Genomic DNA, 23,238 nt, shown 5'->3' on the forward strand with positions numbered 1-23,238 from the left:
TCAGCGTTAATTAAACCGATGCCGAGGTGAGTTCCTGGCCATGCGTCATTTCCTGACAAAATTAAGAGTCTGGTTTCCGCCGCCTCTTATCTTAGTACTTTTTCTCGTTGCGGATGTGCTGACGGCGAGTCCGCGCTTCACATTCGGCGGGGTGAATATCGTGATATGCGCATTGCTGGCCGGCGTCAGTCTGTTGGTGATATTGCATACCGCGTGGCAGATGCGGATGAAACGTACGACCCTGAATCCGCTGCATGCACATAAATCGACCACGCTTGTTACCGGCGGATGTTATGCCTGGAGCCGCAACCCGATCTACCTTGGTATGAGTGGACTCCAGTTGGCCTTTGCTCTTTGCATCGGTAGCCTGACTGGAGTACTCGCTGTACCGGTGTTTATGCTGGCGGTTGCCAGATTACATATTGATTTTGAAGAGGAACAACTGCGAAAACATTTCGGGCTGGAATGGGAGCGCTATGAACAACACGTTCGCCGCTGGTTATAGTAATACCCGACCGCGTATAAGCATGCCTGTAACGACACGATTCGTGCGTAATTGAAACCGGATGATGCAAAAATAGGCGTTTGATTCGCAAGGCCATTGACGCATCGCCCGGTTAGTTTTAACCTTCTACCCCGTGCTCACATTCGTGGACATGTCCTTTTCAGGGCCGATATAGCTCAGTTGGTAGAGCAGCGCATTCGTAATGCGAAGGTCGGAGGTTCGACTCCTCTTATCGGCACCATTCAATCAAGCAGTTACAACTCCACATCTTCAATGTAATCCCTTCTTTTTGTCTCGCGCACTGGTTTAGCACTCTATAGCTTCTCATTTCCTTTCCGCTCTTCGAACACGTCCATTGCAGCACCACACTGCCGTTTATAGATAAGCTTGGTGCTAACCAGGGGTTGGGTACAGCCATGCTGCTTTTGTGTGAACGAATAAAGACTCCCCGAATAAACAAGGGAGCCAGGAAGCGTAACGCACGCGCAGGGCTATTTCTGCCGTGACTCAAGCCAGACCAGCGCCAGCGTGGAGAGCGTGCACATCAGCAGAATGCCGACAAACCAAAACAGATACCACATCGTACAGTCCTCCCTAATAAAGTTCGTGGTTGTGGCGGCGGATGGTTTCTACGTTGATTCGTCCCAGCATCTTGTAATAACTCCACAGGGTGTAAAGCAGAACTATCGGTAGGAAAATCAGTACGATAACCAGCATGATACTGAGCGTTATCTGGCTGGAGGTACTGTCCCACATCGTCAGGCTAGAGAGTGGATATGCGCTGGATGGCATCACAAATGGAAACAGGGTGATTCCAGCGGTGAAGATCACGCAGGTCTGGGTCAATGAAGCAAACAGAAATCCCCACACGGCCCGACGTTGCCCGTAGGCATAGATCGCGAGCATCGGAAAAATCATGCCCAACAGCGGAATAACCAACAGTAGTGGTGAATTTTCAAAGTGCGCCATCCACGCGCCCGGTGCGGTCGTTACTGCCTTTAATAGCGGGTTGGACGGACCATTAGGATCCTGGCTAAGCAGCACATAGCCATTAATCCCCGTCCACAGCCAATACCCGGCTAACAGGAAGCAGAGCACCACTAACATCGCGCTGCGGCGGGTGGCAGACAGCGCGCGCAGGTGAAGAATGCCGTCGGTTTTCAACTGGAGCCACACGCCCCCCTGCATAATGACCAACATCAGGCTTAATGCGCCGCACAGTAGGGCAAAAGGAGAGAGCAAATCCCAGAAAGTGCCCAGATATTGCACGTGTAATTGTGGTGTGAACACAAAAGGCACCCCCAGGAACAGATTGCCGAAGGCGACGCCGAAGATAACCGGTGGCACCAGGCTGCCGATAACCAACCCGGTGTCCCACATGGCGCGCCAGCGTGCATTCGCTATTTTACCGCGATAATCAAAGGCCAACGGACGAAAGAAAAGGGCGCACAGCACCAGAATCATCGCCACATAAAACCCCGAAAATGCGGCAGCATAGACGCGCGGCCAGGCTGCGAATAATGCACCGCCCGCCAGAATGAGCCACACCTGGTTACCCTCCCAGTGCGCCCCTACGCTATTGATTAACACCCGACGTTCATCATCGTTGCGCGCGATCAGCGGTAACAGGCAGCCGACCCCCATATCAAACCCGTCAGTGACCATAAAGGCCACCAGAATAATGCCAATCAGCAGCCACCAAATGAGCCGCAACGTTTCATAATCCAACATGATGCTCTCCTTTATTCCTGTTGTTGTGCCGGTTGTTGACGTTGCATCGCATCTGGACCAAGACGCGCGTATTTTTGCATCAGGTAGACTTCGGCAATTAAAAACAGGGTGTAAAGCGTGAGGATTAGCCCCATGGAGAAGGCCAGTTGGCCCGCGCTCAGCGCAGAGTGGGCGTACCAGGTCGGCAAAATATCCTGAATCGCCCACGGCTGACGGCCAAACTCCGTCATAAACCAGCCTGCTTCAATGGCAATCCACGGTAGCGGCAGGCTCCACAGCGTTATGTGCAGTACCCAGCGATGCTGGTCGATACGCCAGCGTAAGGTCTGTATCAGCGCAATCGCCATCACCAGCAGCAAAAGGGAACCGCACCCAATCATGATGCGAAAGCTCCAGAACACGGGGGCGACTTGCGGAATAGCGCCGCGTTGTGCGGCCTGATATTGCGCTGGCGTGACATGGTTCATGTCAGGGGCGTAGTTTGCTAACAGGATGCCGTAACCCAGATCTTTTTCCACGGCGTGAAAAGCGTGCAGTAGCTGAGGCGTGCGGTTACCTTTGGCGATTTCCTGCATCAGCAACCATGCTTCCCGGCCCCGCTGCAGGCGGGGTAGCGCGTCTGCCATCAGGTTCTTCAGCCCCGGAACTGGCGTATCTAAAGAGTGAGTCGCCAGGATACCCAGCAGGGCCGGTATCTTCACGGAAAAGGCGTTACGCTCTTGCTCCTGCTGCGGCCAGGCTATCACATGAAAGGGCGCAGGTGCTGGTTCGGTTTGCCATTCCCCTTCCATTGCCGCCAGTTTTACCGGCTGGCGTTGGGCGACCTCATAGGCTGAGCTATCTCCCAGTTGCAGAGTGCCGAGGATAGCCAGTGTGCCAAAGACGGAACCTACCGCGAAGGAGCGCAGGGCGAACTCGCGAGCGCGACCACGCAGCAGATACCAGGCGCTGATGGACATCACAAACATGGCGCCTGTGACATAACCGGACATCACGGTATGCACAAATTTCACCTGGCTGATGGGGTTAAAAACCAGCTCGCTAAAGCTGCTCATCTCCATGCGCAGGGTATCAATATTAAAGTGAGCGCCCGTTGGATATTGCATCCAGCCGTTGGCGTTGAGGATCCACAGGGCAGAGATATTGGAGCCAAACGCTACCAGCCAGGTCACCAGTAAATGCTGGTACTTGTTTAAGCGCTGCCAGCCGAAGAAGAACAGCCCCACGAATGTGGATTCAAGAAAGAAAGCCATCAAGGCTTCCATCGCCAGCGGAGCACCGAAAATATCGCCCACATAGTTGGAATAGAGCGACCAGTTAGTCCCGAACTGAAACTCCATGGTCAGGCCGGTCGCCACACCGAGCGCAAAGTTAATACCGAATAACTTTCCCCAGAAACGCGTCATGTCGCGGTAGACTGTTTTGCCCGTCACCACGAACAGAGTTTCCATGATGGCCAGCAAAAAAATCAGCCCCAGCGTCAGGGGAACAAACAGAAAATGGTAGAGCGCGGTCAGCGCAAACTGCCAGCGCGATAAGTCAATGACGTCCCACATGCGAACTCCATCAGGCATTAGAGAGTGAATAGATAAGGAAGAAAACGCCAGACCCGCAGCAGAAAAGTATGCGGGTCGGGAGAAGGGGATCAGGCCGGCGGGCCGGATGCCAGCCAGCTACAGACTTCATCCAGGCGCTGGAGCGAGTCGAGCAGATCCTCCGGAGCAGCCAGTACCAGTTCCGGTAATGGACAGATCTCGTAACTCTCGAGCAGAAGCCCTTTCAGGGTATCCAGACAGCGCACATGCCAGACATGGCGCAGCGCCGTGGCGTCGATTTGGCTCTCGCCGTAGCCGATGGTGCGGATCTGAATGCGTCCTTCGCCACACAGGCGGGAGAGGAACTGGCGATCCGCATCGCTAACCGGGAGTTGGGTGAGGTTAATGCTATGAGGTTGCGTGGCCGGATCGCGCACGTGCGCCAGCAGTTCCTGAGCCAGCGTCAGGCCATTCATCAACCCATCGACGGGCGGAGGCAACAGGCTATCGTCTGGCAGCGTCGTGATTGTTGCTGCCTGCCACAGCGCCCGTGGCGCACTGCCTGCCTCCAGATGCTCCTCCCATTGACCCAAGTCATTCTGGCAACGCACCCGCCAGATTCCGCAGAAAATAGACTCCTGAATCTCACTCGCCCTGCCGTCAGCCTGCTGGATACGCACGGAAACTTCGCCTTCGCCGAGCAGCGTATTCAAAAACGTGAGGTCGTCTGCGTTGAGCGTGGATAAATCCCATCCCAGTACGTCCTGTTTTGCGGGAATTTTCTGGCTTAGCTGGTGGCGCACGTCGGCTAACAATGCCATCACCGCCGGGCTGTACGGACAGTTTTCCAGCCTCGCCATGCTGGGGCTGCTGTTGACCTGGCAGGTGAGGGGCAAGGGATTCATGCTGAAGCTATCATCGCCCGGCTGGGTTCCCGGTCCCAGCAGATGAAAAAAGGTATCACTCATCTTGCAGGCTCCGGGGGATGTGTTCTTCAACGAGGGGGTGCATCAGGTTGAGCAGGTCGGCCCACGGGTGGATGCCGCTGAGAATGCCGCGCAGCTCGCCGTGGATAAATACCAGCGTGGCCGGGAAGCGTAATACGCCAAAATGATCGCCGATAGCCTCGCTGTGCTCGAGATCCGCCATAGCGATTTGCCAGTCAAACTGGGGAAACTCGCGGAGCAACTCGGCAATCATTACCGGGTTATCGCTGACTTCCGGCGTGCGGCGGGGATCGCTACTGAGCAGCACCACGCCATCACGCACACGCGTTACCCAGTCATCCAGTTCAGATGCGGTCAGCGGTTGCCAGCCGCGCGCCAGCATGCGTTGCCATAGCGTAGAAAATGGTTTGTCATTCAACATGTTGCTTATCTCTCCAGCGTTACACGATACTGGCGAATACGCACGCCTTCATAGTTTTCCAGCGACAGGCATTCATAGTTCAGGCAACGCGTTTCATCGATTGTCTGTGGCGCGATGCCCCACGCGGCCAGTTGCCTTAGCGCGGCTTGTTCTGCCGCCGGGAGCTGAGCGCGCGCGATGTCGGTCAGGCTGCCACCATAGTCGTCCAGCTGCACCGGCTGTAGTCCTACGAGGGCGATGTGGGCGGGCAGATGACCGCGAATCTCCGCCAGAGCAAGCACTTCGGAGAAGCTGTTCTGATGCAGACTCATTTTTTTGGCGCTGAGGTAACTGGGGACTTGTTCACCAGCGTAGGATTGCAAAGTGCCTGGCGCGAGTCCGTAGTCGATGGCGTCCAGCAGCAACAAATGGCTGGCCTGCTCAACGTAGCCCAGCAGATTCAGCCCTTGCGTGCCGCCGTCGACAATCTCTACCCATTCCGGCCAGTGATAGTGGGCGTACAGGCGTTCGGCAACGCGAATGCCAAATCCTTCATCTGCCCACAGCAGGTTGCCTAAGCCCATCACGATGACGTTAGGTTCGCTCATGACGCCTCCTTATCGCGCTGGCGTTTGGCAAATTTGTGGCTACGGTAGCCGTTGATCATGGTTGAGATGACGGTATCGTCAGACATGATGTCCTCGCGGATAGCCATATACACATGACCGATGATGAAGGCGGCGATGAACCACATCCCCAACCGATGCCAGCTGTGGATATCGAGAGAGTTACCGCCGGTCCAGTAGAAAAACTCCGTCACATAGTGGAAGGGGGTAAAAATGGCGTACTGGCTATGCTCGCTGTATAAGGCAAAACCGGTGAGGATCATAAAAACTGAGAGCAGGAAATAACCGAACATCGCCGCCTGCGCGACGGGGTTATGGCCGATATCTTCTCCCGGTTTTTTTTCCAGGAACAGATACCAACGCACCACCGAAAAGGCACCCTGCCACCAACTGCGACGCCAGACCGGCACGATAAACAGCTCGCGTGAATAGCGATTGCCGACGAAGGCCCAGTAAATGCGACCCAGCAGTATCACCGTAAACACCATGGCTGCGGCGAAATGCACTAACCGGATGTCGCCCATGTAGAACAGGTAAGTGGCTTCGCCGTTGACCGACGGCAGTGGTCGGCCAATGAAGTATCCGGTTACCATCAAAACCAACATGCAGCCCACTGTCAGCCAGTGCCACAAGCGTACGGGCGCTTCAAACACATAGTGGCTGACGGCGGTATCACGCGCCTCCCCGACGCGTGGGGATATCTTTCCAGTCATCGTTCCGTTCCTTAACGCTTAGCGAACCTGGACTGCGATAAGTTCGCTGCCGTCGTCGCCGAGGACGTGGGTTGAACATGCCAGGCAGGGGTCGAAGCTGTGCAAGGTGCGCAGGATCTCCAGCGGTTGATCCGGTATCGCCATTTGGGTGCCCATCAACGCCGCCTCGTAGGCGCCAATTTGCCCCTTCGGATCGCGCGGGCTGGCATTCCAGGTGGTCGGCACTACGCACTGATACACGTCGATCTTCTGGTCGCGAATCGACGCCCAGTGACCGAGTGCTCCGCGCGGCGCCTCGGTAAAACCGATCCCACGGCACTGCTGCGGCCAGCTTGCAGGCTCCCATTTTTCGGTATTCGCCGTAGCCAGATTGCCGTTTTTCAGGTTGGTCATCAGCTTGTCGAAGAAATATTGCAGCTTGCTCACGGCCCACTGCGCCTCGTGCGCGCGGCACAAAATACGCCCCAGCGTCGACTGCATACCCGACAGCGGCAGTTTGAGTGCGGACATCATGCGATCGACGGATTCAATCGTGGCGGCATCCCCTTTGTGATAGGCAATCAGCGTACGCGCCAACGGTCCAACTTCCATGGCGTGTCCGCGCCAGCGCGGGGCTTTAATCCACGAGTAGCGTTCCTGTTCGTTGAGCTGCTGGATATCGGTATCGCTGCCTTTGACATCGCCGGGGTTGTACCAGGGTTCAGTAATCCCCTCGAACGGGTGACGACCTAATTGATCGTCCGGATAACGGTACCAGGCATGATCGACAAACTCCTGAATTTGCTGCTGATCGGCCAGATCCACCGGCATGACGTTATTAAAATCACCGTTAATGACCGCGCCGCCAGGCATCAACAGGCTCTTCGCGCTGAAGTCGTTGGCGATATCCGGGAACGCGCCGTAGCTTAAGACGCACTTATCAGACAGCCCGGTGCCAATCTGGCTCCAGGGTTTGTTGAACTGGCCGATAGCCAGCGCGTCAGGAACCATGACGTTGTTGATGAAGTCGGCGGTGCGGGTGATGATCGACTGTACCAGGTTAAGGCGTTCCATATCGACCGCACCAACCGCGCCGCTCTGATCGATATTGATAGCGCATGGCATGCCGCCGACAATCCAGTTAGGATGCGGATTCTTGCCGCCAAACACCGTATGGATTTTGATAATCTCGCGCTGAAAATCGAGCGCTTCCAGATAATGGGCAAAGCCCATCAGGTTAGCCTCTGGCGACAGTTTGTACTGCGGATGTCCCCAATAACCGTTGCGGAAAATCCCCAACTGACCGCCGTTGACAAATTTCTTCAGGCGGTTTTGTACGTCAAAGAAGTAGCCCGGGGAGGACATCGGCCAGGCTGAAAGGCTTTGTGCCAACTGCGAGGTTGCGCGCGGGTCGGCTTTCAGGGCATTCAGAACGTCAATCCAGTCCATTCCGGCTAGCTGGTAAAAGTGGACCAGGTGGTCGTGGCACCACAGCGTCGCCAGCATAATATTGCGAATGATGTTGGCGTTGTCGGGCACCTTGATGCCAATGGCATCTTCAATGGCATAGACCGATGCGAGCGCATGTACGCCAGTGCACACTCCGCAAATTCGTTCGACAAACGCCCAGGCATCGCGCGGGTCGCGCCCTTGCAGAATAATTTCCAGTCCACGGAACATGGTGCCGCAGGAAACCGCGTTGGTGATGATGTTCTGCTCATCAATGTTCACCTCACAACGCATATGGCCTTCAATGCGCGTAATGGGGTCGACAACCAGGCGGCGGCCGGCATTATTGACCGTATATCCCTGGGTTTGATACGAATTGCTCATGCCTGTTTATCCTCATTGTCTGGCGACTGTTGTCCGGCGTCGGCTAATTGCTGTTTGTGGCGGTTATGTTGATTGACGGCGCTGGCGACTGCGTGGACACCGACGCTGGCGGCCACCACGCCAAGCGCGGTGAGGCCCACGGTATCGGCGGTTGAATGCGTCCCCATCTGCGGGATATCGACCACGCGGCTGTAGAACGAACCGCGATCCCAGAAGCCGTTCTCTGAACATCCCAGACACCCATGACCGGACTGGATGGGGAAAGAAACGCCGCCATTCCAGCGGGTGGTGGAGCAGGCGTTATAAGTGGTAGGCCCTTTGCAGCCCATTTTGTACAGGCAATAGCCTTTTCGGGCAGCGTCATCGTCCCAACTCTCAACGAACTCCCCGGCGTCAAAGTGGGCGCGGCGGTAGCATTTGTCGTGAATACGCTGACCATAGAACATCAGCGGACGCCCCAAACGATCGAGTTCAGGCAGACGATCAAACGTCACCATATAGGTAATGATGGCGCTCATGACATCCGGAATCGGCGGGCAGCCGGGCACTTTCACGATTGGTTTATCGGTGATCACCTTATCGATCGGCGTTGCCTGGGTTGGATTAGGCCGTGCGGCCTGCACGCAGCCCCAGGAGGCACAGGTTCCCCAGGCGATAATCGCGCTGGCGCCTGCCGCGGCTCTTTTTAGCTTTTCAATAAACGGTCGCCCGCCGCTGATGCAGAACATTCCTTGTTCACCCAGCGGAGGATTGCCCTCGACGGCCAGAATGTATCGGCCGTGGTAGCGGCTCAGAATGTCTTCAAATACCTCTTCGGCCTGCGTTCCGGCGGCGGCCATCAGGGTGTCGTCGTAATCAAGAGAAATCAGGGAGAGGATGACGTCTTTGGCGAGTGGGTGAGAGGAGCGGATAAATGATTCAGTGCAACAGGTGCATTCCAGCCCGTGGATCCAGACGACCGGGATCCGGGGTTTGTTTTCCAGCGCCCAGGCTATTCTGGGCGTCATTGCGGCTCCCAGCCCAAGCGATGTTGCTGCGAGGCTGCAATATTTGAGAAAACTGCGTCGACTCACCCCTTTGCGGCGCATCGCCTGATAAAAGGTCTCCTCGTTATTCGTATTCATAACACGCGTTTCTTCCCCCGTTGAGTTCTGGCCACGTCGCCAGCGATAATCTAAAAAAGCCTATCCGATCAGCGGGGAGAAACAATGTAAAGTGTAGGGTTATGTCCTATTGCGATATTTTCGTGCCCGTTACCTGTTTTTCACTGTCCGGGAATAAAAAAACGCACAGGGGAGACCGCCCTGTGCGTCGGGTTTATTGCGGAAGAACTTAAACCCCAAGGCGATCGCGTAAGCTGTAATATGCCGCCCCCATGGCGGTAAACGGAATGCGCAGGCTGCGCCCCCCCGGGAACGGGTAGTGCGGCAGTTTGGCGAAAGCGTCAAAGCGCTCGGCATCCCCGCGCAGCAGTTCAGAAATCAGACGTCCTGCCAGGTGGGTACAGGTCACGCCGTGGCCGCTGTAGCCCTGCATATAGTAAATGTTGGTATCAAGACGGCCGAACTGCGGCATGCGAGATAGCGTTAACAGGAAATTACCGGTCCAGCGGTAATCAATTTTTACCCCCTGCAATTGCGGGAAGGTTTTCAGCAGTTTCGGCATTACCAGACGTTCAATATCGTCTGGATCGCGGGCGCCGTAGACCACGCCGCCGCCGTACAACAGGCGGTTATCGCCGGTCAGACGGTAGTAATCCAGCAAATAGTTACAATCTTCTACACAGTAGTTTTTTGGAATCAGCGAGCGTGCCATCTCCGCAGACAACGGTTCGGTGGTTAACACCTGTGTGCCGCATGGCATGCTGCTTTTTGCCAGCGCAGGCTCGAGTTTGTCGCCGAGGTAGGCGTTGCCCGCGACGATCACAAAGCGGGCCGTAACCTCACCTTTTTCGGTGCTGACCACCGCCGGGCTGGTGTGCTGGATACGGGTGACCGGCGACTGTTCGAAGACGCGCCCGCCGTTCAGACGAATGGCGTTAGCTTCGCCAATCGCCAGGTTCAGCGGATGAATATGACCACCGCTGTGGTCGAGCAGCGCGCCGACATAACGATCGCTGCTGACTTCGCGACGAATTTCGCTGCTGTCTAACAGTTCAAGCTGCGTGTTGCCGTAGCGTTCCCAGTTCGACTTCTGCTCCTCCAGCGTTTCCATCTGCTTGTGGTTCAGAGCCACAAACAGTCCGCCGGGGCGATAGTCGCATTCGATCTGATAACGCTTGATACGTTCGCGGATGATATTACCGCCTTCAAACATCATGCTGCCAAGCATTTTGGCGGCGTCCGGGCCATAGGTGCGCTCGATGACGTCGATATCGCGACTGTAGGAGTTCACCAACTGACCGCCGTTACGTCCGCTGGCCCCGAAGCCGATACGCGCGGATTCCAGTAGCACTACGTCGTAACCCATCTCCGCTAAGTGCAGGGCGGAGGAGAGTCCGGTATATCCACCGCCCACGACGCAAACATCACAGCTAACCGACTCGCTAAGGGTGGGAAACGGTTCGTACTGATTGGCGCTTGCGGCGTAATAACTGCTGGTATGTTCAGTCATGATTAAGGCTCCAGGGAGATCCAAATGGTTTTCAGTTCGCTAAATTTTTCCAGCGCATGCAGGGACTTATCGCGCCCGTTGCCGCTTTGCTTATAACCGCCGAACGGCACAGTCATGTCACCGTCGTTGTAGTTATTAACGAAGACCGAACCGGCCTTCAGGCGACGACTCATGCGGTGGGCGCGCGACAGATCGCGGGTCCAGACCGCGGCCCCCAGGCCGTAGTCACTGTCGTTGGCCAGCGCCAGGGCTTCGGCTTCGCTGCTAAAACGGGTGACGACCAGTACCGGGCCGAAGATCTCATCGCGGCTGACGTGGGCTTGCGGGGCTGTATCGACAAAAATAGTCGGGCCGATAGCCGCTGGGTGTACATGGCTGCGACCATCCAGCGCCAGCGTGCCTTGTGCTTCACCGTCGCGAATAAAACCGTGCACGGTATCGGCATGCGCGTTGTCGATAAGCGTGCCCATCGTGGTTTCCGGATCCAGCGGGTTGCCCGGCTGCCAGTTTTTCGCCTGCTCTTTCAGCAGGGCGATGAACTCGTCGGCAATACTCTCTTCCAGTAACAGACGCGTACCGGCGATACAGACCTGACCCTGGTTATAGAAGATGCCTGCTGCAGCATTGGCGGCGGCTTTCGGCAGATCCGGGCAGTCGGCAAAAACGATGTTGGCACTTTTACCACCGGCCTCCAGCCAGACGCGTTTCATATTGCTGTCGCCAGCGTCTTTGAGCAGTTGCTTGCCGGTGCGGGTCGAGCCGGTAAAGGTGATCACATCAACATCCGGATGCTGCGACAACGCCTGGCCCGCTTCGTGGCCATATCCGCTCACCACGCTGAGAACGCCATCTGGCAAACCTGCTTTTTTTGCCAACGCAGCAAGGCGAATGGCGGTCAGCGGTGATTTTTCTGAAGGTTTGAGGATCACGCTGTTGCCTGCAGCCAGTGCCGGGCCAAGTTTCCAGCAGGCCAGCAGCAGGGGAAAATTCCACGGCACAATGGCCGCAATGACGCCCACCGGCTCGCGCACAATCAGCGCCAGATCGCTCACCGAGGTGGTGGCCACTTCGCCATAGACTTTATCTATTGCTTCGGCGTACCAACGGATGGCGCGTGCCGCGCCTGGAATATCATCACGCAGGCTATGGCGAATCGGTTTACCGGTGTCGAGCGTTTCCAGTAGCGCCAGCTCCTCGTGATGCTGCTCCATTAAATCGGCGAACTTCTGCAGGACTGCCTTGCGCTCTGCGGGTGATGCTTGCGACCAGTCTCCGCGTTCAAACACGGTGCGGGCTGCGGTGACCGCGCGGTCTACATCCGCTTTTTTGCCGCGGGCGACTTTGGCGAGCGGGCGTTGTCCTGCCGGATCCTGCGTAATAAAGGTTTCGTTATCGGCGGCTGCACAATATTCGCCGTTAATAAATAAACGGGTCTCCGGCGAATAATGGCTGGCTTTTTCACGCCAATATTTAAGATTCTGAAAGTTCATAGCTACTCCTTTTATATCAATAAGATAAAGTTCGTTGCTGATCTTTTTCAGGCAAAATCAGGCTGCACGATGCCCCAGGGATGTACCCTGTTAATGCGCGTTATTTAAGAAGGCCTGAGAAACTCAGGCCGCTACTTATTAGAAAGTGGTAGGAGTGTGGGCACTGATGATGCGGCAGATCCCTGCCGAGGTGTTGCTGAAGCTATGTGGTATACCGGTGTTAATGGCATAACTTTGCCCTGCAACAAGATGATACGTTTGACCGTTGATGGTCAGTATCACTTCACCTTCCAGTATTGTCCCAATCTCTTCACCCTGGTGTTTAATTCTCTCCCCGGTTGTCGTACCTGGCTGATAGGTTTCAAACATCATGGCCAGCGTACGATTCGGATTTCCGTTGTGTACCAGCTTCATGGATACTCCCTGACTCCCGATCTCAATCAAATCATCCTGATTGATAACCACCTGCGGTTCGTCAGGCTTTTCCGGTTCCGCGAAGAACTCGGAGAGCGACAGCCCATAAACTTTCAATAGCTTCTGCAGCGTACTGATGGCAGGACTGACTTTATCCTGCTCTATGGTGCTGATGGCGCTATGCGTTAACCCAGACAGTTCGGCGGCACGACGCTGTGAAAGACCCAATTGCTGGCGGATCTCTGACAAACGTTTACCCGGCGCCAGGCCGTCATCGCTCATAATTGCATTTCCTTAACTGTAGTGGTCAGAGTCGCTGTTTTTCAGCGAGGTGGTTCTGACAAGCGGTGATAAAACCTTCAAGTAACAAACGCGACAGGGCGTATTCGCTACTGTTCCATTCCGGGTGCCACTGCACACCAAGCGCGAAAGGATGGTCGTGAACGCTGGCTGCTTCCACTAATCCATCCTGCGAGCGTGCTTCCACGCGCAGTTGCGGGCCAAGGGTTTTTGCGCCCTGACCATGCAAGGAGTTAACCCAAAACGTGCTGCAACCTGGTATTAGCTGAGATAGCAATCCTCCCTGTTGAACCTGGACTTCATGAGATGGCGCATATTGCTGCTCCACCGGGAGTTCCGCATCTTCACGATGTTCCAGGAACTGTGAGTGATCGCACAGGCGACGATACAGAGTCCCGCCAGTGGCGACAACTAATTCCTGTAAGCCCCGGCAGATGGCGAAAATGGGAATGCGCCTTTCGAGCCCGGCGGTAATTAGCGCCATGCTCAGAAGATCACGCCCGGGATCGGCGTCAGACTCATCGCCATTTTCACCATAAAGGTGCGGCTGCACATTGCTTGGGCTTCCTGGCAAGAAGATACCATCCAGTTTCGGTAACAGCGCGTTCAGTAATTCGGGTTCCGCAAGCGCATGGGGAATCGCTATCGGTAATCCACCGGCGTTCAATACTGCATTCAGGTACTTTTCTTGCAGAGTCTGGGTCTCGTGACCCTTAAGCCTGTTCCTACACATCACTACACCAATAACTGGCTTGTCAAATATATTGCCCATGATCGACCTCACGTTTTGGAATAAATTATTGCCAAACGGTTCCTTGTTATGCCATTCCGTTCATTATTTTCTCAATCTAGCAGCGGAATAACCTTCTAGCAAACTTAATTTAACATTTGACAAACAATTTGTTTGCATCCAGAGTCGAAGAGTGGACATTATATTTAACAGTCAAATCACAGAACAGCTTACAGGCCAACGGCGGTGAATCATGGAAACCAATATCGTAGAAGTTGAGAATTTTGTTCAGCATTCTGAAGAGAGACGAAGTAGCGCGTTTGCGCGTGAAGTTAAGCAGTATCTGGAGCGCTACCCCAACACGCAGTTCGTGGATGTGCTGTTAACCGACCTGAATGGTTGTTTTCGTGGTAAACGCATTCCCGTTGCGGGATTACACAAGTTAGAGAAAGGCTGCTATTTCCCGGCATCCGTTTTCGCGATGGATATTCTTGGCAATGTGGTCGAAGAGGCGGGATTAGGCCAGGAGCTTGGCGAACCGGATCGGACCTGTGTCCCGGTGCCTGGCACGTTAACGCCTTCGGCCGCCGATCCGGAATGTATTGCGCAGATGATGCTGACGATGCTGGATGAAGATGGCGCTCCCTTTGACGTTGAGCCGCGGAACGTACTTAACCGACTCTGGCAGAAACTTCGCCAGCGCGGTCTGTTCCCCGTCGTAGCGGTAGAGCTGGAGTTCTATTTACTCGATCGTAAGCGCGATCCCGAAGGTTATCTGCAGCCGCCGTGCGCGCCGGGAACGGACGATCGGAATACGCAAAGTCAGGTTTACTCGGTTGATAACCTGAACCACTTTGCTGATGTGCTAAACGATATCGATGAACTGGCCCGTTTGCAGCTGATCCCGGCTGACGGCGCGGTGGCTGAAGCCTCCCCTGGGCAGTTTGAAATCAACCTCTACCATACCGATAACGTACTCGACGCCTGCGACGACGCGCTGGCGCTGAAACGGCTGGTACGGCTGGTGGCGGAGAAACATAAGATGCATGCCACGTTTATGGCAAAACCTTATGAGGAGCATGCCGGTAGCGGAATGCATATCCACATCAGCATTATGAATAATAAAGGCGAGAACGTGTTGGCCGATGCGAATGGCGATGATTCCGCGTTACTTAAACGTGCGCTTGCCGGGATGATTGATCTGATGCCTGCGTCAATGGCGCTGCTGGCGCCGAATGTGAACTCTTATCGCCGCTTCCAGCCGGGGATGTATGTTCCGACCCAGGCTTCCTGGGGGCACAACAACCGTACGGTGGCGCTGCGCATTCCCTGCGGCGATCGTGATAACCATCGGGTTGAATATCGCGTGGCGGGGGCTGACGCCAACCCGTATCTGGTGATGTCGACCATTCTGGCGGGGATCCTGCATGGGCTGGATAACGAGCTGCCGTTGCAGGAAGAGGTGGAGGGCAACGGCCTGGAGCAGGAAGGGCTACCGTTCCCGATCCGCCAGAGCGATGCGCTGTGGGAGTTCATGCAAAATGACAGTCTGCGTGAGTTGCTCGGGGAGCGTTTTAGCCATGTGTATCACGCCTGTAAACACGATGAACTGATCCAGTTTGAACGCCTGATTACCGACACTGAAATTGAGTGGATGCTGAAAAACGCCTGACAGGAAAGTGGCCCGGCGGCGTAATGTTTGTCGGGCCTGTACGCATTGTTTAGTCATTGAAAAAAAGAAGTCGCATCATGCGGTCTAGCGGAGCCAGCCCGTCAATATTGCAGGATCACCTGCCATTTCCCGGATGTCGCGTAATGGAGCGGCTTGCGACAACGGGTCTTCAGATAACCGACAGAGTTTGTGACGAGGAAATGTGATGATGCCAATGTTTAAAAACCCGCCCCGCGTGAGCATCCATGGCTCCCGCAGTAAGTACGGACCGCATCTGTGCCGTGCAACATTGACGCCTTTCTTTTGGCTTTCCACCCCGACACGACCCAGGTCTGCTGTACCCACGTTTCGAACGCAGATCTGGGCCCGTGGCGGGGAGGAAAGCTATGTCGACTAATTCTTCTGTGGATCTCGCGGCCCAGCCGGGCAAAGCACAGTTGCGTAAATCCCTCAAGCTGTGGCAGGTGGTGGTGATGGGGCTGGCCTATCTCACACCGATGACGGTATTTGACACCTTTGGTATTGTTTCGGGTATCAGCAATGGCCATGTTCCGGCCTCCTATCTGCTGGCCCTGGCGGGCGTGCTGTTTACCGCCATCAGTTACGGAAAGCTGGTTCGCCAGTTTCCACAAGCCGGTTCGGCCTACACCTATGCGCAAAAAGCAATCAACCCGCATGTGGGGTTTATGGTCGGCTGGTCGTCACTGCTTGATTACCTGTTCCTGCCGATGATTAACGTCCTGCTGGCGAAAATTTACCTTTCCGCGCTGTTCCCGGGCGTTGCGCCATGGATTTGGGTGGTGATGTTTGTAGCGATCCTTACCGCGGCCAATTTGAAAAGCGTAAATCTGGTGGCGAACTTCAATGCGCTGTTTGTACTGGTGCAGGTCGCGATAATCGTGGTGTTCATTGTTCTCGTGGTGCAGGGGCTGCACAAAGGCGAAGGGGTTGGGACCGTCTGGTCGCTGCAACCGTTTATCAGCCAGAATGCGCATTTGATCCCGATTATCACCGGGGCGACCATCGTCTGCTTCTCGTTTCTCGGTTTTGATGCGGTAACCACGCTCTCTGAAGAGACACCGGATGCCGCGCGTACCATTCCAAAAGCAATTTTCCTTACCGCGCTTTACGGTGGACTGATCTTCATTGCTGCCTCGTTCTTTATGCAGCTATTTTTTCCAGATATTAGCCGATTTAAAGACCCGGACGCGGCGCTGCCGGAGATTGCGCTGTACGTTGGCGGCAAACTGTTCCAGTCTATTTTCTTGTGTACGACCTTTGTGAATACGCTGGCGTCAGGTCTGGCGTCCCATGCCAGCGTTTCGCGTCTGCTGTACGTGATGGGCCGCGATAACGTCTTCCCGGAAAAGTACTTCGGCTATGTCCATCCGAAATGGCGTACACCCGCGCTGAACGTCATTATGGTCGGGATTGTGGCTCTCTCGGCCCTGTTTTTTGACCTGGTGACCGCCACGGCGTTGATTAACTTTGGCGCGCTGGTGGCCTTTACGTTCGTTAATTTGTCCGTGTTTAACCACTTCTGGCGTCGTGAAGGACGTAAGCATACCTGGCAGGAAAAGTTGCACTACCTGGTATTGCCAATGGTCGGCGCCGCCACCGTTGCCGTACTGTGGGTGAACCTGGAGGTGACATCGCTGACGCTGGGACTGGTATGGGCTGGCGTGGGGTTGGTGTATCTCGCCTACCTGACCGGACGTTTCCGCAAGCCGCCGCCGCAGTTTGACGCCGCGAAATCTGAGCAAGCCTGGGAGTGACAGAAACTTCAGGTATTAACAACAGGGCGCGCCGTCAGGGGCAACCACCTTCAGACGTCCGGTGACGGCGTGTCCTGCGGTATTTATTAATGTCGTGAAATGCGTGGGCTATAGTAAAGATGGCCGTTATTTCTCATCATTAATAACCGTGAGCGGGGGATGTGAATGAAGAAGATACTGATGCTGGTCGGCGATTATGTCGAAGATTATGAAACGATGGTGCCTTTTCAGGCGTTGCAGATGCTGGGCCATCGTGTTGATGCCGTCTGTCCGGATAAAAGTCAGGGGGACTACGTTCAAACCGCTATTCATGATTTTGATGGGGCGCAGACCTACAGTGAAAAACCGGGTCATCGTTTTACGCTGAATGCGAATTTTGCCGAGGCGCGGGCCACCGATTACGACGCGCTGCTGATCCCCGGCGGACGTGCTCCGGAATATCTCCGGCTGAATCCGGATGTCATTAAGCTGGTGCAAGATTTCAACGCTGCCGGTAAGCCTATCGCCGCGGTCTGTCATGGACCTCAGCTGTTAGCGGCGGCGGGGGTGTTAGAAAACCGGACCTGTAGCGCCTATCCGGCCTGTGCGCCAGAAGTTCGTCTGAGCGGCGGGCATTACGCAGATATCGGCATTGATCAAGCCCACGTGGATGGCAATCTGATTACCGCGCCTGCATGGCCCGCGCATCCGCAATGGCTGGCTAAATTTGTTGAAGTATTAATGAAGTAAGCAATGAAAAAAGTCGGTATAACCTGCCTGGTTATACCGACTGTAGATATTACCTCTGTATGAGTGCGAACACGCCCCAACCAATGTACTCCCGGGTGAAGGCCACGTGGCGTGCTGGTGAACTCCTCAGTTGCTCTCTGACTTCCGGGGCAAATTCATCGTCCGGATTTGCCTCCAGCCACCGGCGCATCGTCAGCCATTTTGCCGCCTCGTATCTGTCCCAACCCTCCTGGTCAGCCAGTACCATTTCAACCACGTCATAACCGAGCTGGTCGAAAGATGAAACGAGCTCTGGCAGAGAAAGAAAATCAGTCACTGAAGTCGCGCCGCAAGCCTGGGCGATGCTCTCCGTTGCAGGCGTCTGACGCCAGTAAGGTTCGCCGATGAGCATAATTCCGCCTGGTTTGAGACTTAGTTCCAGTTGTCTGATCGTTCCAGCGACGCCGCCGGCAATCCAGGTCGCACCAACGCAGGCGGCAATATCGAATTTTTCTTCGGCGATATAACCTGTTGCATCGGCATGAATAAAACGCACGTGCTCATTGACTCCCAACTCTTTGGCCCGCAGGGTGGCTTGCTCACTGAACAGCCGGCTCATATCGATACCAACGCCGGAAATACCGTGATCACGTGCCCAGGTGCACAACATCTCACCCGAACCGCTGCCGAGGTCCAGAATGCGTGTTCCCGGTGCCATCCGTAAAACCTGGCCTAACGTGGCGTATTTCTGTGCGGTGAACGGATTATGAATGCGATGTGCGCTTTCGCTGATGGTAAAAATCTTTGGGATATCCATCTCTCTCTCTCTCTCTCCTTTAGCGATTATCAAGTTGGGCGCGAACGTTGTTCAGGCCGGTCGTATTAATACGGTAGGGCTGACCATTGACGGATTTGATCAGTTTCTTGGTTCTGAGCTTTTTGAACACCTCGAGCGTGCAGTCGCAGAGCAGCAACCCTTCACGGCTATAGCATTCGACGGAAGTGACGCGGCCAGAGGCATCGCGGACGTGAGCAATACGACCACCTTTGGCGAGAACGTGTAAGGTACGTTGTTCCTGACGGGATAAATTCATACTGGAAAACCTGTTTAATCATCATGTGCAAAACGTGCAAACACACAGCGGTGTCCGCATTCGAATTCGGCGCATTGATAACCAGTCCGGCCTGAAAAGGTCGGGAAGCTGATTATCAGATGATTACATTCTCCAGCATCAAAGCCTCGGGTTGAGTTGAAAGGTATTTACATGCTGAATCATACCTGCAAGACACAGTAGGGGAACTTCCTTGTAGTGGAAGTGTGATCTGTAACGAAAAATTGTATTTCTTTTATTTAATGACTTTTTAATTCTCGTTATGTAAATCGCATTTATTCATTAAATTAATTTAATGTTTCAGCGTCGCCAGAAACGCTATCGGTAGCCATACAGCATTGCTATTCTTTTTTTATCACCTCATTGATTAGTATGATTTACTCTTTTTGCTGGTTAATTTTGTTCTTTGATAAATGCTCCTTTATCATAATTGTGGTTTTAAATGAAATTTGCAATTTAATGTTTTTAAGAATTTTCTTAACGTGGCTAAGTGTGTATACTCGGTCCTGCAAGAAGCGCTTCTGTTATCATTAAAACTATAAGTATGTCCTTAACACCCGTATTACCTCTGCCCTGAATCTCTTCTCGGGGGAGAGGTTTTTTTTGCCTGTATATTATTTAGCTTATCGTCATAAATAGAAATTTTAATATTATCGTTATTCATGTTCACATTATTGGTTACGACGATTTAGCTCTACTGACCCCTACGGCAATATTGAAATAGTATCAGCCTGAATCTATTTCATAGTGAATAGTATAATTCTGGCTATGTTTATGTGGGTATTATATAGCTTTCCTTATAACTGCCTTTTTTTCAGCGCGATAGAAGTTTTTTGCTTTTGAGGTAATTGTGATTTTGTTCACGGATTTTAGTGCGCTAAGTGGCTATTTGTAGAGAGGTGCAAACGGTTGCATGTTGCTGATACAGTATTCGTTCATTAAAAAAATATAGCGATGGTATGTCTTATGCCAGTACAGAGTACAGGAATCTAAATGATTTCTATTATCTCATAGGTATAGGGATGCCGTTTATGACTTCTGTTAGCTTAACACCATGGGAAATAGCAGTAAAAACAGACAGGGAATATGATTTTATCAATCAGAAAGGAGTTTTTTAATCGCAGGTATAATCACTGGCCTTTTTATCTTCCTTTATATAAATCGTTGTCGTAATGCCCATAAAATCAGCGTTCTGGGATGAGCGCTGATTTTATTTGGTTCTCAGATTACTTACCCCACGCTGCATGCAGAACACCTCTCGCAGTACCTCATAAATGATACATTAAAGGATCTCCTGGAATGGATATTGTTGAACGCTTTATTAACTACACGAAAATCAATACCACGACATCAAGGGAAAACGGCGCTAATGGGATAATGCCTTCTTCTCCTGGTCAAATGGAACTGGCAAAACTGCTTGCAGCAGAACTTGAAGCATTAGGAATGGAAAACATTGAGGTCAGGGATACCGCTATAGTGACGGCAACCTTACCTGCAAATACTGATGACACGATCCCGGTGGTCTCTTTTTTTGGTCATCTGGATACCAGTGCGGAACAGACCGCAGACACCAAAGCACAGCGCCTGCATTATCACGGTGGGGATTTATGCCTGAACAAAGAGCTGAATATTTACCTGCGCGAAAGTGAATTTCCGGAACTGAAAAATTATATCGGTGATGACCTGCTGGTGACCGACGGGACCAGTCTGTTGGGCGCTGATGATAAAGCAGCCATCGCCGCGATTATGAATGCTCTTGAGTATCTGGTCGCACACCCGGAAATAAAACATGGGCCGGTAAAAGTGGGTTTTGTCCCGGATGAGGAACAGGGCTTGCGTGGCGCAAAAGCGTTTGATGTTGCCGCGTTTGGTGCTGATTTTGGCTATACCCTGGATTGCTGCGGTATCGGTGAGTTTGTTTACGAGAACTGGAATGCGGGCGATGCGGAAATCATCTTTACCGGCCAGTCCGCACACCCGATGTCGGCCAAAGGTAAGTTAAAGAATTCGCTGCTGATGGCGCATAAGTTTATTGCCATGCTCCCAGGGGGAGAAGCGCCTGAATATACGGAAGGGCGCGAAGGGTATTACTGGGTAAAACAGCTACAGGGTAACAGTGCCCGCACGGTACTTAAGCTGGATATCCGCGATTTCAGTGAAGAAGGTTATAAGGCGCGTATGGCGTTTATTCGCCAGCTTGCCGTCAGCACCTGTGCCCTGTGGGGGGAAAACAGCGTGGTCTGTCATTTAGCCGATCGCTACGCGAATGTGTTGAACAGTTTGCAGGGGGATGCTCACTACCCGATTGATATTGCATTCCGCGCGTATCAGAAATGCGGCATAACGCCCGCACCTGTCGCCATGCGTGGCGGGTATGATGGCGCGGTACTGTCGCAGAAAGGATTGCCGTGCCCGAATATTTTTACCGGTGCTCATAACTTCCATTCAATTTATGAGTATCTGCCGGTGCGTTCTCTGCGGGCTGCCAGTGATGTGGTGGTGGCGGTGATTGAGGAAACTTATACTGAGTTCGCGCAGCGGAGAGCTCAGTCATGATTCAGGTGTTAATCGCACTTCTGGTGATCGTGGTGGTCGCGCGTCTGATTCTGAAAGGTTACCGCGCTGAACCGGTGCTCTTCATTGCGGGCTTAGTCTTGATGATTTGCACCGCGTTAACCGGATGGGGTTCCGTATTACCGAAGGGGGTTGCCAGTACGGGAATTTCCTTTCTCGATCCTTTCGAGGTAATGCGCGATCTCTTCAGCACGCGCGCCGCCGATCTCGGCCTGATGATCATGGCGTTAATGGGATTTGCGCATTACATGGATCATATCGGCGCAAATGAGGCGGTCGTGCGGGTAGTAACGAAACCCTTACGGGCGCTGCGTTCGCCCTATGTGCTCCTCTTTTTCTCCTACCTGCTCGCCAGCCTCCTGCAGTTGGCCATTCCTTCTGCAACCGGGCTTGCCGTGTTGCTGATGGGGACGATGTTCCCCATTATGCTGGGGTTAGGGCTCTCAGCGGCCTCGGCTGCCGGGGTCATTGCTACTTCGCTTGGCGTGGCTTACACCCCGACGGCAATCGATGCTATCAGGGGCTCTAAAGCAGTGAATATGGATGTAGTGGAATATGTTGTTTACCACCAGGGACCCGCCGCGCTGGCAACGGTTCTGGTTGTCGGCGTGTGCCATTTTTTCTGGCAGCGGCATTGCGACCGTAAATCAGGGACGTTACCGCGGGAAATCGGTAGCGCAGAAGTGACTGATTCAGGAAAATCCCCGGCTTTTTACGCGCTGCTCCCCATGCTTCCGATACTGATGGCAGTAGGGTCATCCGAAATGTTCGTCAGGGGTATCAACCTGAATATTATCACCATTGTCCTCATTTCAATGACCATCTGTATGCTGATTGAATGGCTGCGGGTGCGTGATTTAAAGTCGGTCTGCGAAGGTTTCAGCCATTTCCTGAAAGGAATGGGCACTGCGTTTACCGGTGTGGTTGGACTGTTGGTTGCGGCAGGGGTTTTTGCTCACGGAATTAAAGTCATCGGTGCGATCGATCAGCTCATTCTGATGGCCGAACACGTGGGATTACCGCCGTTTGCCATGGCGGTAGTATTTGCGCTGGTGACGCTGGCCGCGGCTATCATTATGGGGTCGGGGAATGCGCCATTCCTCGCCTTCGTTGAGCTCATCCCGCAAATTGCCGCCAGTATGGGCGCTAACGCCGTTGCCATGATCCTGCCGATGCAGCAGGCATCGCATATGGGACGGGCAATTTCACCGGTATCCGGCGTCGTGATTGCCGTTTCCAGCGGAGCGAAAATAACCCCATTCGATGTGGTGAAGCGTACCGCCGTACCGCTGATTGTGGGGTTCGTTACTCACACCCTGATCATCGGTATTTTCTATTAACCGTACCAGCGACAAGCCAACTTCCGGTTCATTGAATCCGGAGGTTGGCTTTTTGAATTAGGCGAAATTTAAAAGCGTTAATATTACTGATACCTGTATAAAAAGCCTTGCCTGTGGACTGCACCCCAAAAGTTGGACACCCAACTGAGTAAGGTGCAGTTTTTTATGGCAAAGCCAAAATATTCTCTCGAAACCAGATTAGCTGTCGTTAATCATTATCTTGCCGGACACGATGGCGCTC

Annotated in this window: 21 protein-coding genes and 1 tRNA gene; 7 read left to right on the top strand and 15 right to left on the bottom strand. The window is 53.6% G+C overall.

What is annotated here, in order from left to right:
• Window positions 1–40: 40 nt before the first annotated feature.
• Window positions 41–505 carry a methyltransferase family protein gene (locus BZK42_RS20655; RefSeq protein WP_080859978.1) on the top strand — a complete coding sequence of 155 codons (465 nt, stop codon included), beginning with the start codon at window positions 41–43 and terminating at the stop codon, window positions 503–505.
• Window positions 506–670: 165 nt separating this feature from the next.
• Window positions 671–746, top strand: a tRNA-Thr gene (locus BZK42_RS20660).
• Between the two features lie 250 nt (window positions 747–996).
• Here the strand turns inward: BZK42_RS20660 and cbdX are convergent.
• The 13 genes from cbdX to puuD form a co-directional block, all read right to left on the bottom strand.
• A complete protein-coding gene (gene cbdX, locus BZK42_RS20665) occupies window positions 997–1,086 on the bottom strand; it encodes a cytochrome bd-II oxidase subunit CbdX (RefSeq protein ID WP_016151902.1) in 90 nt (29 codons plus the stop codon).
• A gap of 13 nt (window positions 1,087–1,099) precedes the next feature.
• Window positions 1,100–2,236 carry a cytochrome d ubiquinol oxidase subunit II gene (gene appB, locus BZK42_RS20670; protein ID WP_080859980.1) on the bottom strand — a complete coding sequence of 379 codons (1,137 nt, stop codon included), beginning with the start codon at window positions 2,234–2,236 and terminating at the stop codon, window positions 1,100–1,102.
• A gap of 11 nt (window positions 2,237–2,247) precedes the next feature.
• On the bottom strand, window positions 2,248–3,792 hold the full coding sequence (gene appC / locus BZK42_RS20675; RefSeq protein ID WP_080859982.1) for a cytochrome bd-II oxidase subunit 1: 1,545 nt from the start codon (window positions 3,790–3,792) through the stop codon (window positions 2,248–2,250).
• A gap of 89 nt (window positions 3,793–3,881) precedes the next feature.
• Entirely contained in the window at window positions 3,882–4,739 is an 858-nt protein-coding gene (locus BZK42_RS20680; RefSeq protein WP_080859986.1) for a hydrogenase expression/formation protein, read from the bottom strand.
• Window positions 4,732–5,139: a hydrogenase-1 operon protein HyaE gene (gene hyaE, locus BZK42_RS20685; RefSeq protein WP_080859988.1), complete on the bottom strand. Its 408-nt coding sequence runs from the start codon at window positions 5,137–5,139 to the stop codon at window positions 4,732–4,734. Before hyaE ends, BZK42_RS20680 begins: the two co-directional genes overlap by 8 nt.
• A gap of 5 nt (window positions 5,140–5,144) precedes the next feature.
• Complete coding sequence (gene hyaD / locus BZK42_RS20690) at window positions 5,145–5,726, bottom strand: hydrogenase 1 maturation protease (RefSeq protein ID WP_046276295.1); 582 nt, start codon at window positions 5,724–5,726, stop codon at window positions 5,145–5,147.
• Complete coding sequence (hyaC, locus tag BZK42_RS20695) at window positions 5,723–6,457, bottom strand: Ni/Fe-hydrogenase b-type cytochrome subunit (RefSeq protein ID WP_080859990.1); 735 nt, start codon at window positions 6,455–6,457, stop codon at window positions 5,723–5,725. Before hyaC ends, hyaD begins: the two co-directional genes overlap by 4 nt.
• Before the next feature lie 18 nt (window positions 6,458–6,475).
• Window positions 6,476–8,269: a Ni/Fe-hydrogenase large subunit gene (hyaB, locus tag BZK42_RS20700; protein ID WP_080859992.1), complete on the bottom strand. Its 1,794-nt coding sequence runs from the start codon at window positions 8,267–8,269 to the stop codon at window positions 6,476–6,478.
• Window positions 8,266–9,393, bottom strand: coding sequence for a hydrogenase 1 small subunit (gene hyaA, locus BZK42_RS20705; protein WP_046276297.1), 1,128 nt, complete (start codon window positions 9,391–9,393; stop codon window positions 8,266–8,268). The genes hyaB and hyaA overlap by 4 nt, the downstream gene beginning before the upstream one ends.
• Before the next feature lie 208 nt (window positions 9,394–9,601).
• Window positions 9,602–10,882: an NAD(P)/FAD-dependent oxidoreductase gene (locus BZK42_RS20710; RefSeq protein ID WP_080859994.1), complete on the bottom strand. Its 1,281-nt coding sequence runs from the start codon at window positions 10,880–10,882 to the stop codon at window positions 9,602–9,604.
• Between the two features lie 2 nt (window positions 10,883–10,884).
• Complete coding sequence (gene puuC / locus BZK42_RS20715; RefSeq protein WP_080859997.1) at window positions 10,885–12,372, bottom strand: aldehyde dehydrogenase PuuC; 1,488 nt, start codon at window positions 12,370–12,372, stop codon at window positions 10,885–10,887.
• A 138-nt stretch (window positions 12,373–12,510) separates the two neighbouring features.
• On the bottom strand, window positions 12,511–13,068 hold the full coding sequence (gene puuR / locus BZK42_RS20720; RefSeq protein ID WP_016151913.1) for an HTH-type transcriptional regulator PuuR: 558 nt from the start codon (window positions 13,066–13,068) through the stop codon (window positions 12,511–12,513).
• A 25-nt stretch (window positions 13,069–13,093) separates the two neighbouring features.
• Window positions 13,094–13,858 carry a gamma-glutamyl-gamma-aminobutyrate hydrolase gene (gene puuD, locus BZK42_RS20725; protein ID WP_016151914.1) on the bottom strand — a complete coding sequence of 255 codons (765 nt, stop codon included), beginning with the start codon at window positions 13,856–13,858 and terminating at the stop codon, window positions 13,094–13,096.
• 211 nt (window positions 13,859–14,069) lie between these two features.
• Between puuD and BZK42_RS20730 the strand changes: the two genes are divergently transcribed.
• The 3 genes from BZK42_RS20730 to BZK42_RS20740 all read left to right on the top strand — a co-directional run bounded on the left by BZK42_RS20730 (window position 14,070) and on the right by BZK42_RS20740 (window position 17,992).
• Window positions 14,070–15,488 carry a glutamine synthetase family protein gene (locus BZK42_RS20730; protein WP_046276299.1) on the top strand — a complete coding sequence of 473 codons (1,419 nt, stop codon included), beginning with the start codon at window positions 14,070–14,072 and terminating at the stop codon, window positions 15,486–15,488.
• 386 nt (window positions 15,489–15,874) lie between these two features.
• Window positions 15,875–17,263 carry an APC family permease gene (locus BZK42_RS20735; protein WP_016151916.1) on the top strand — a complete coding sequence of 463 codons (1,389 nt, stop codon included), beginning with the start codon at window positions 15,875–15,877 and terminating at the stop codon, window positions 17,261–17,263.
• 165 nt (window positions 17,264–17,428) lie between these two features.
• On the top strand, window positions 17,429–17,992 hold the full coding sequence (locus BZK42_RS20740) for a DJ-1/PfpI family protein (RefSeq protein WP_016151930.1): 564 nt from the start codon (window positions 17,429–17,431) through the stop codon (window positions 17,990–17,992).
• Between the two features lie 49 nt (window positions 17,993–18,041).
• Here BZK42_RS20740 and BZK42_RS20745 read toward each other — a convergent pair whose 3' ends face one another.
• Together BZK42_RS20745 and BZK42_RS20750 are read right to left on the bottom strand one after the other, a co-directional pair.
• Entirely contained in the window at window positions 18,042–18,788 is a 747-nt protein-coding gene (locus BZK42_RS20745) for an SAM-dependent methyltransferase (protein WP_080859999.1), read from the bottom strand.
• Between the two features lie 19 nt (window positions 18,789–18,807).
• Window positions 18,808–19,065 carry a YjhX family toxin gene (locus BZK42_RS20750; protein ID WP_016151932.1) on the bottom strand — a complete coding sequence of 86 codons (258 nt, stop codon included), beginning with the start codon at window positions 19,063–19,065 and terminating at the stop codon, window positions 18,808–18,810.
• A 1,317-nt stretch (window positions 19,066–20,382) separates the two neighbouring features.
• Here BZK42_RS20750 and pepT point away from each other — a divergent pair.
• Window positions 20,383–21,639, top strand: coding sequence for a peptidase T (gene pepT / locus BZK42_RS20755; protein ID WP_016155790.1), 1,257 nt, complete (start codon window positions 20,383–20,385; stop codon window positions 21,637–21,639).
• Window positions 21,636–22,997, top strand: a complete 1,362-nt coding sequence (gene dcuC / locus BZK42_RS20760; protein ID WP_080860001.1) for a C4-dicarboxylate transporter DcuC — start codon at window positions 21,636–21,638, stop codon at window positions 22,995–22,997. Before pepT ends, dcuC begins: the two co-directional genes overlap by 4 nt.
• Window positions 22,998–23,238: the final 241 nt, after the last annotated feature.

Source organism: Citrobacter braakii (genome assembly GCF_002075345.1).
Taxonomy (GTDB): Bacteria; Pseudomonadota; Gammaproteobacteria; order Enterobacterales; family Enterobacteriaceae; genus Citrobacter; species Citrobacter braakii.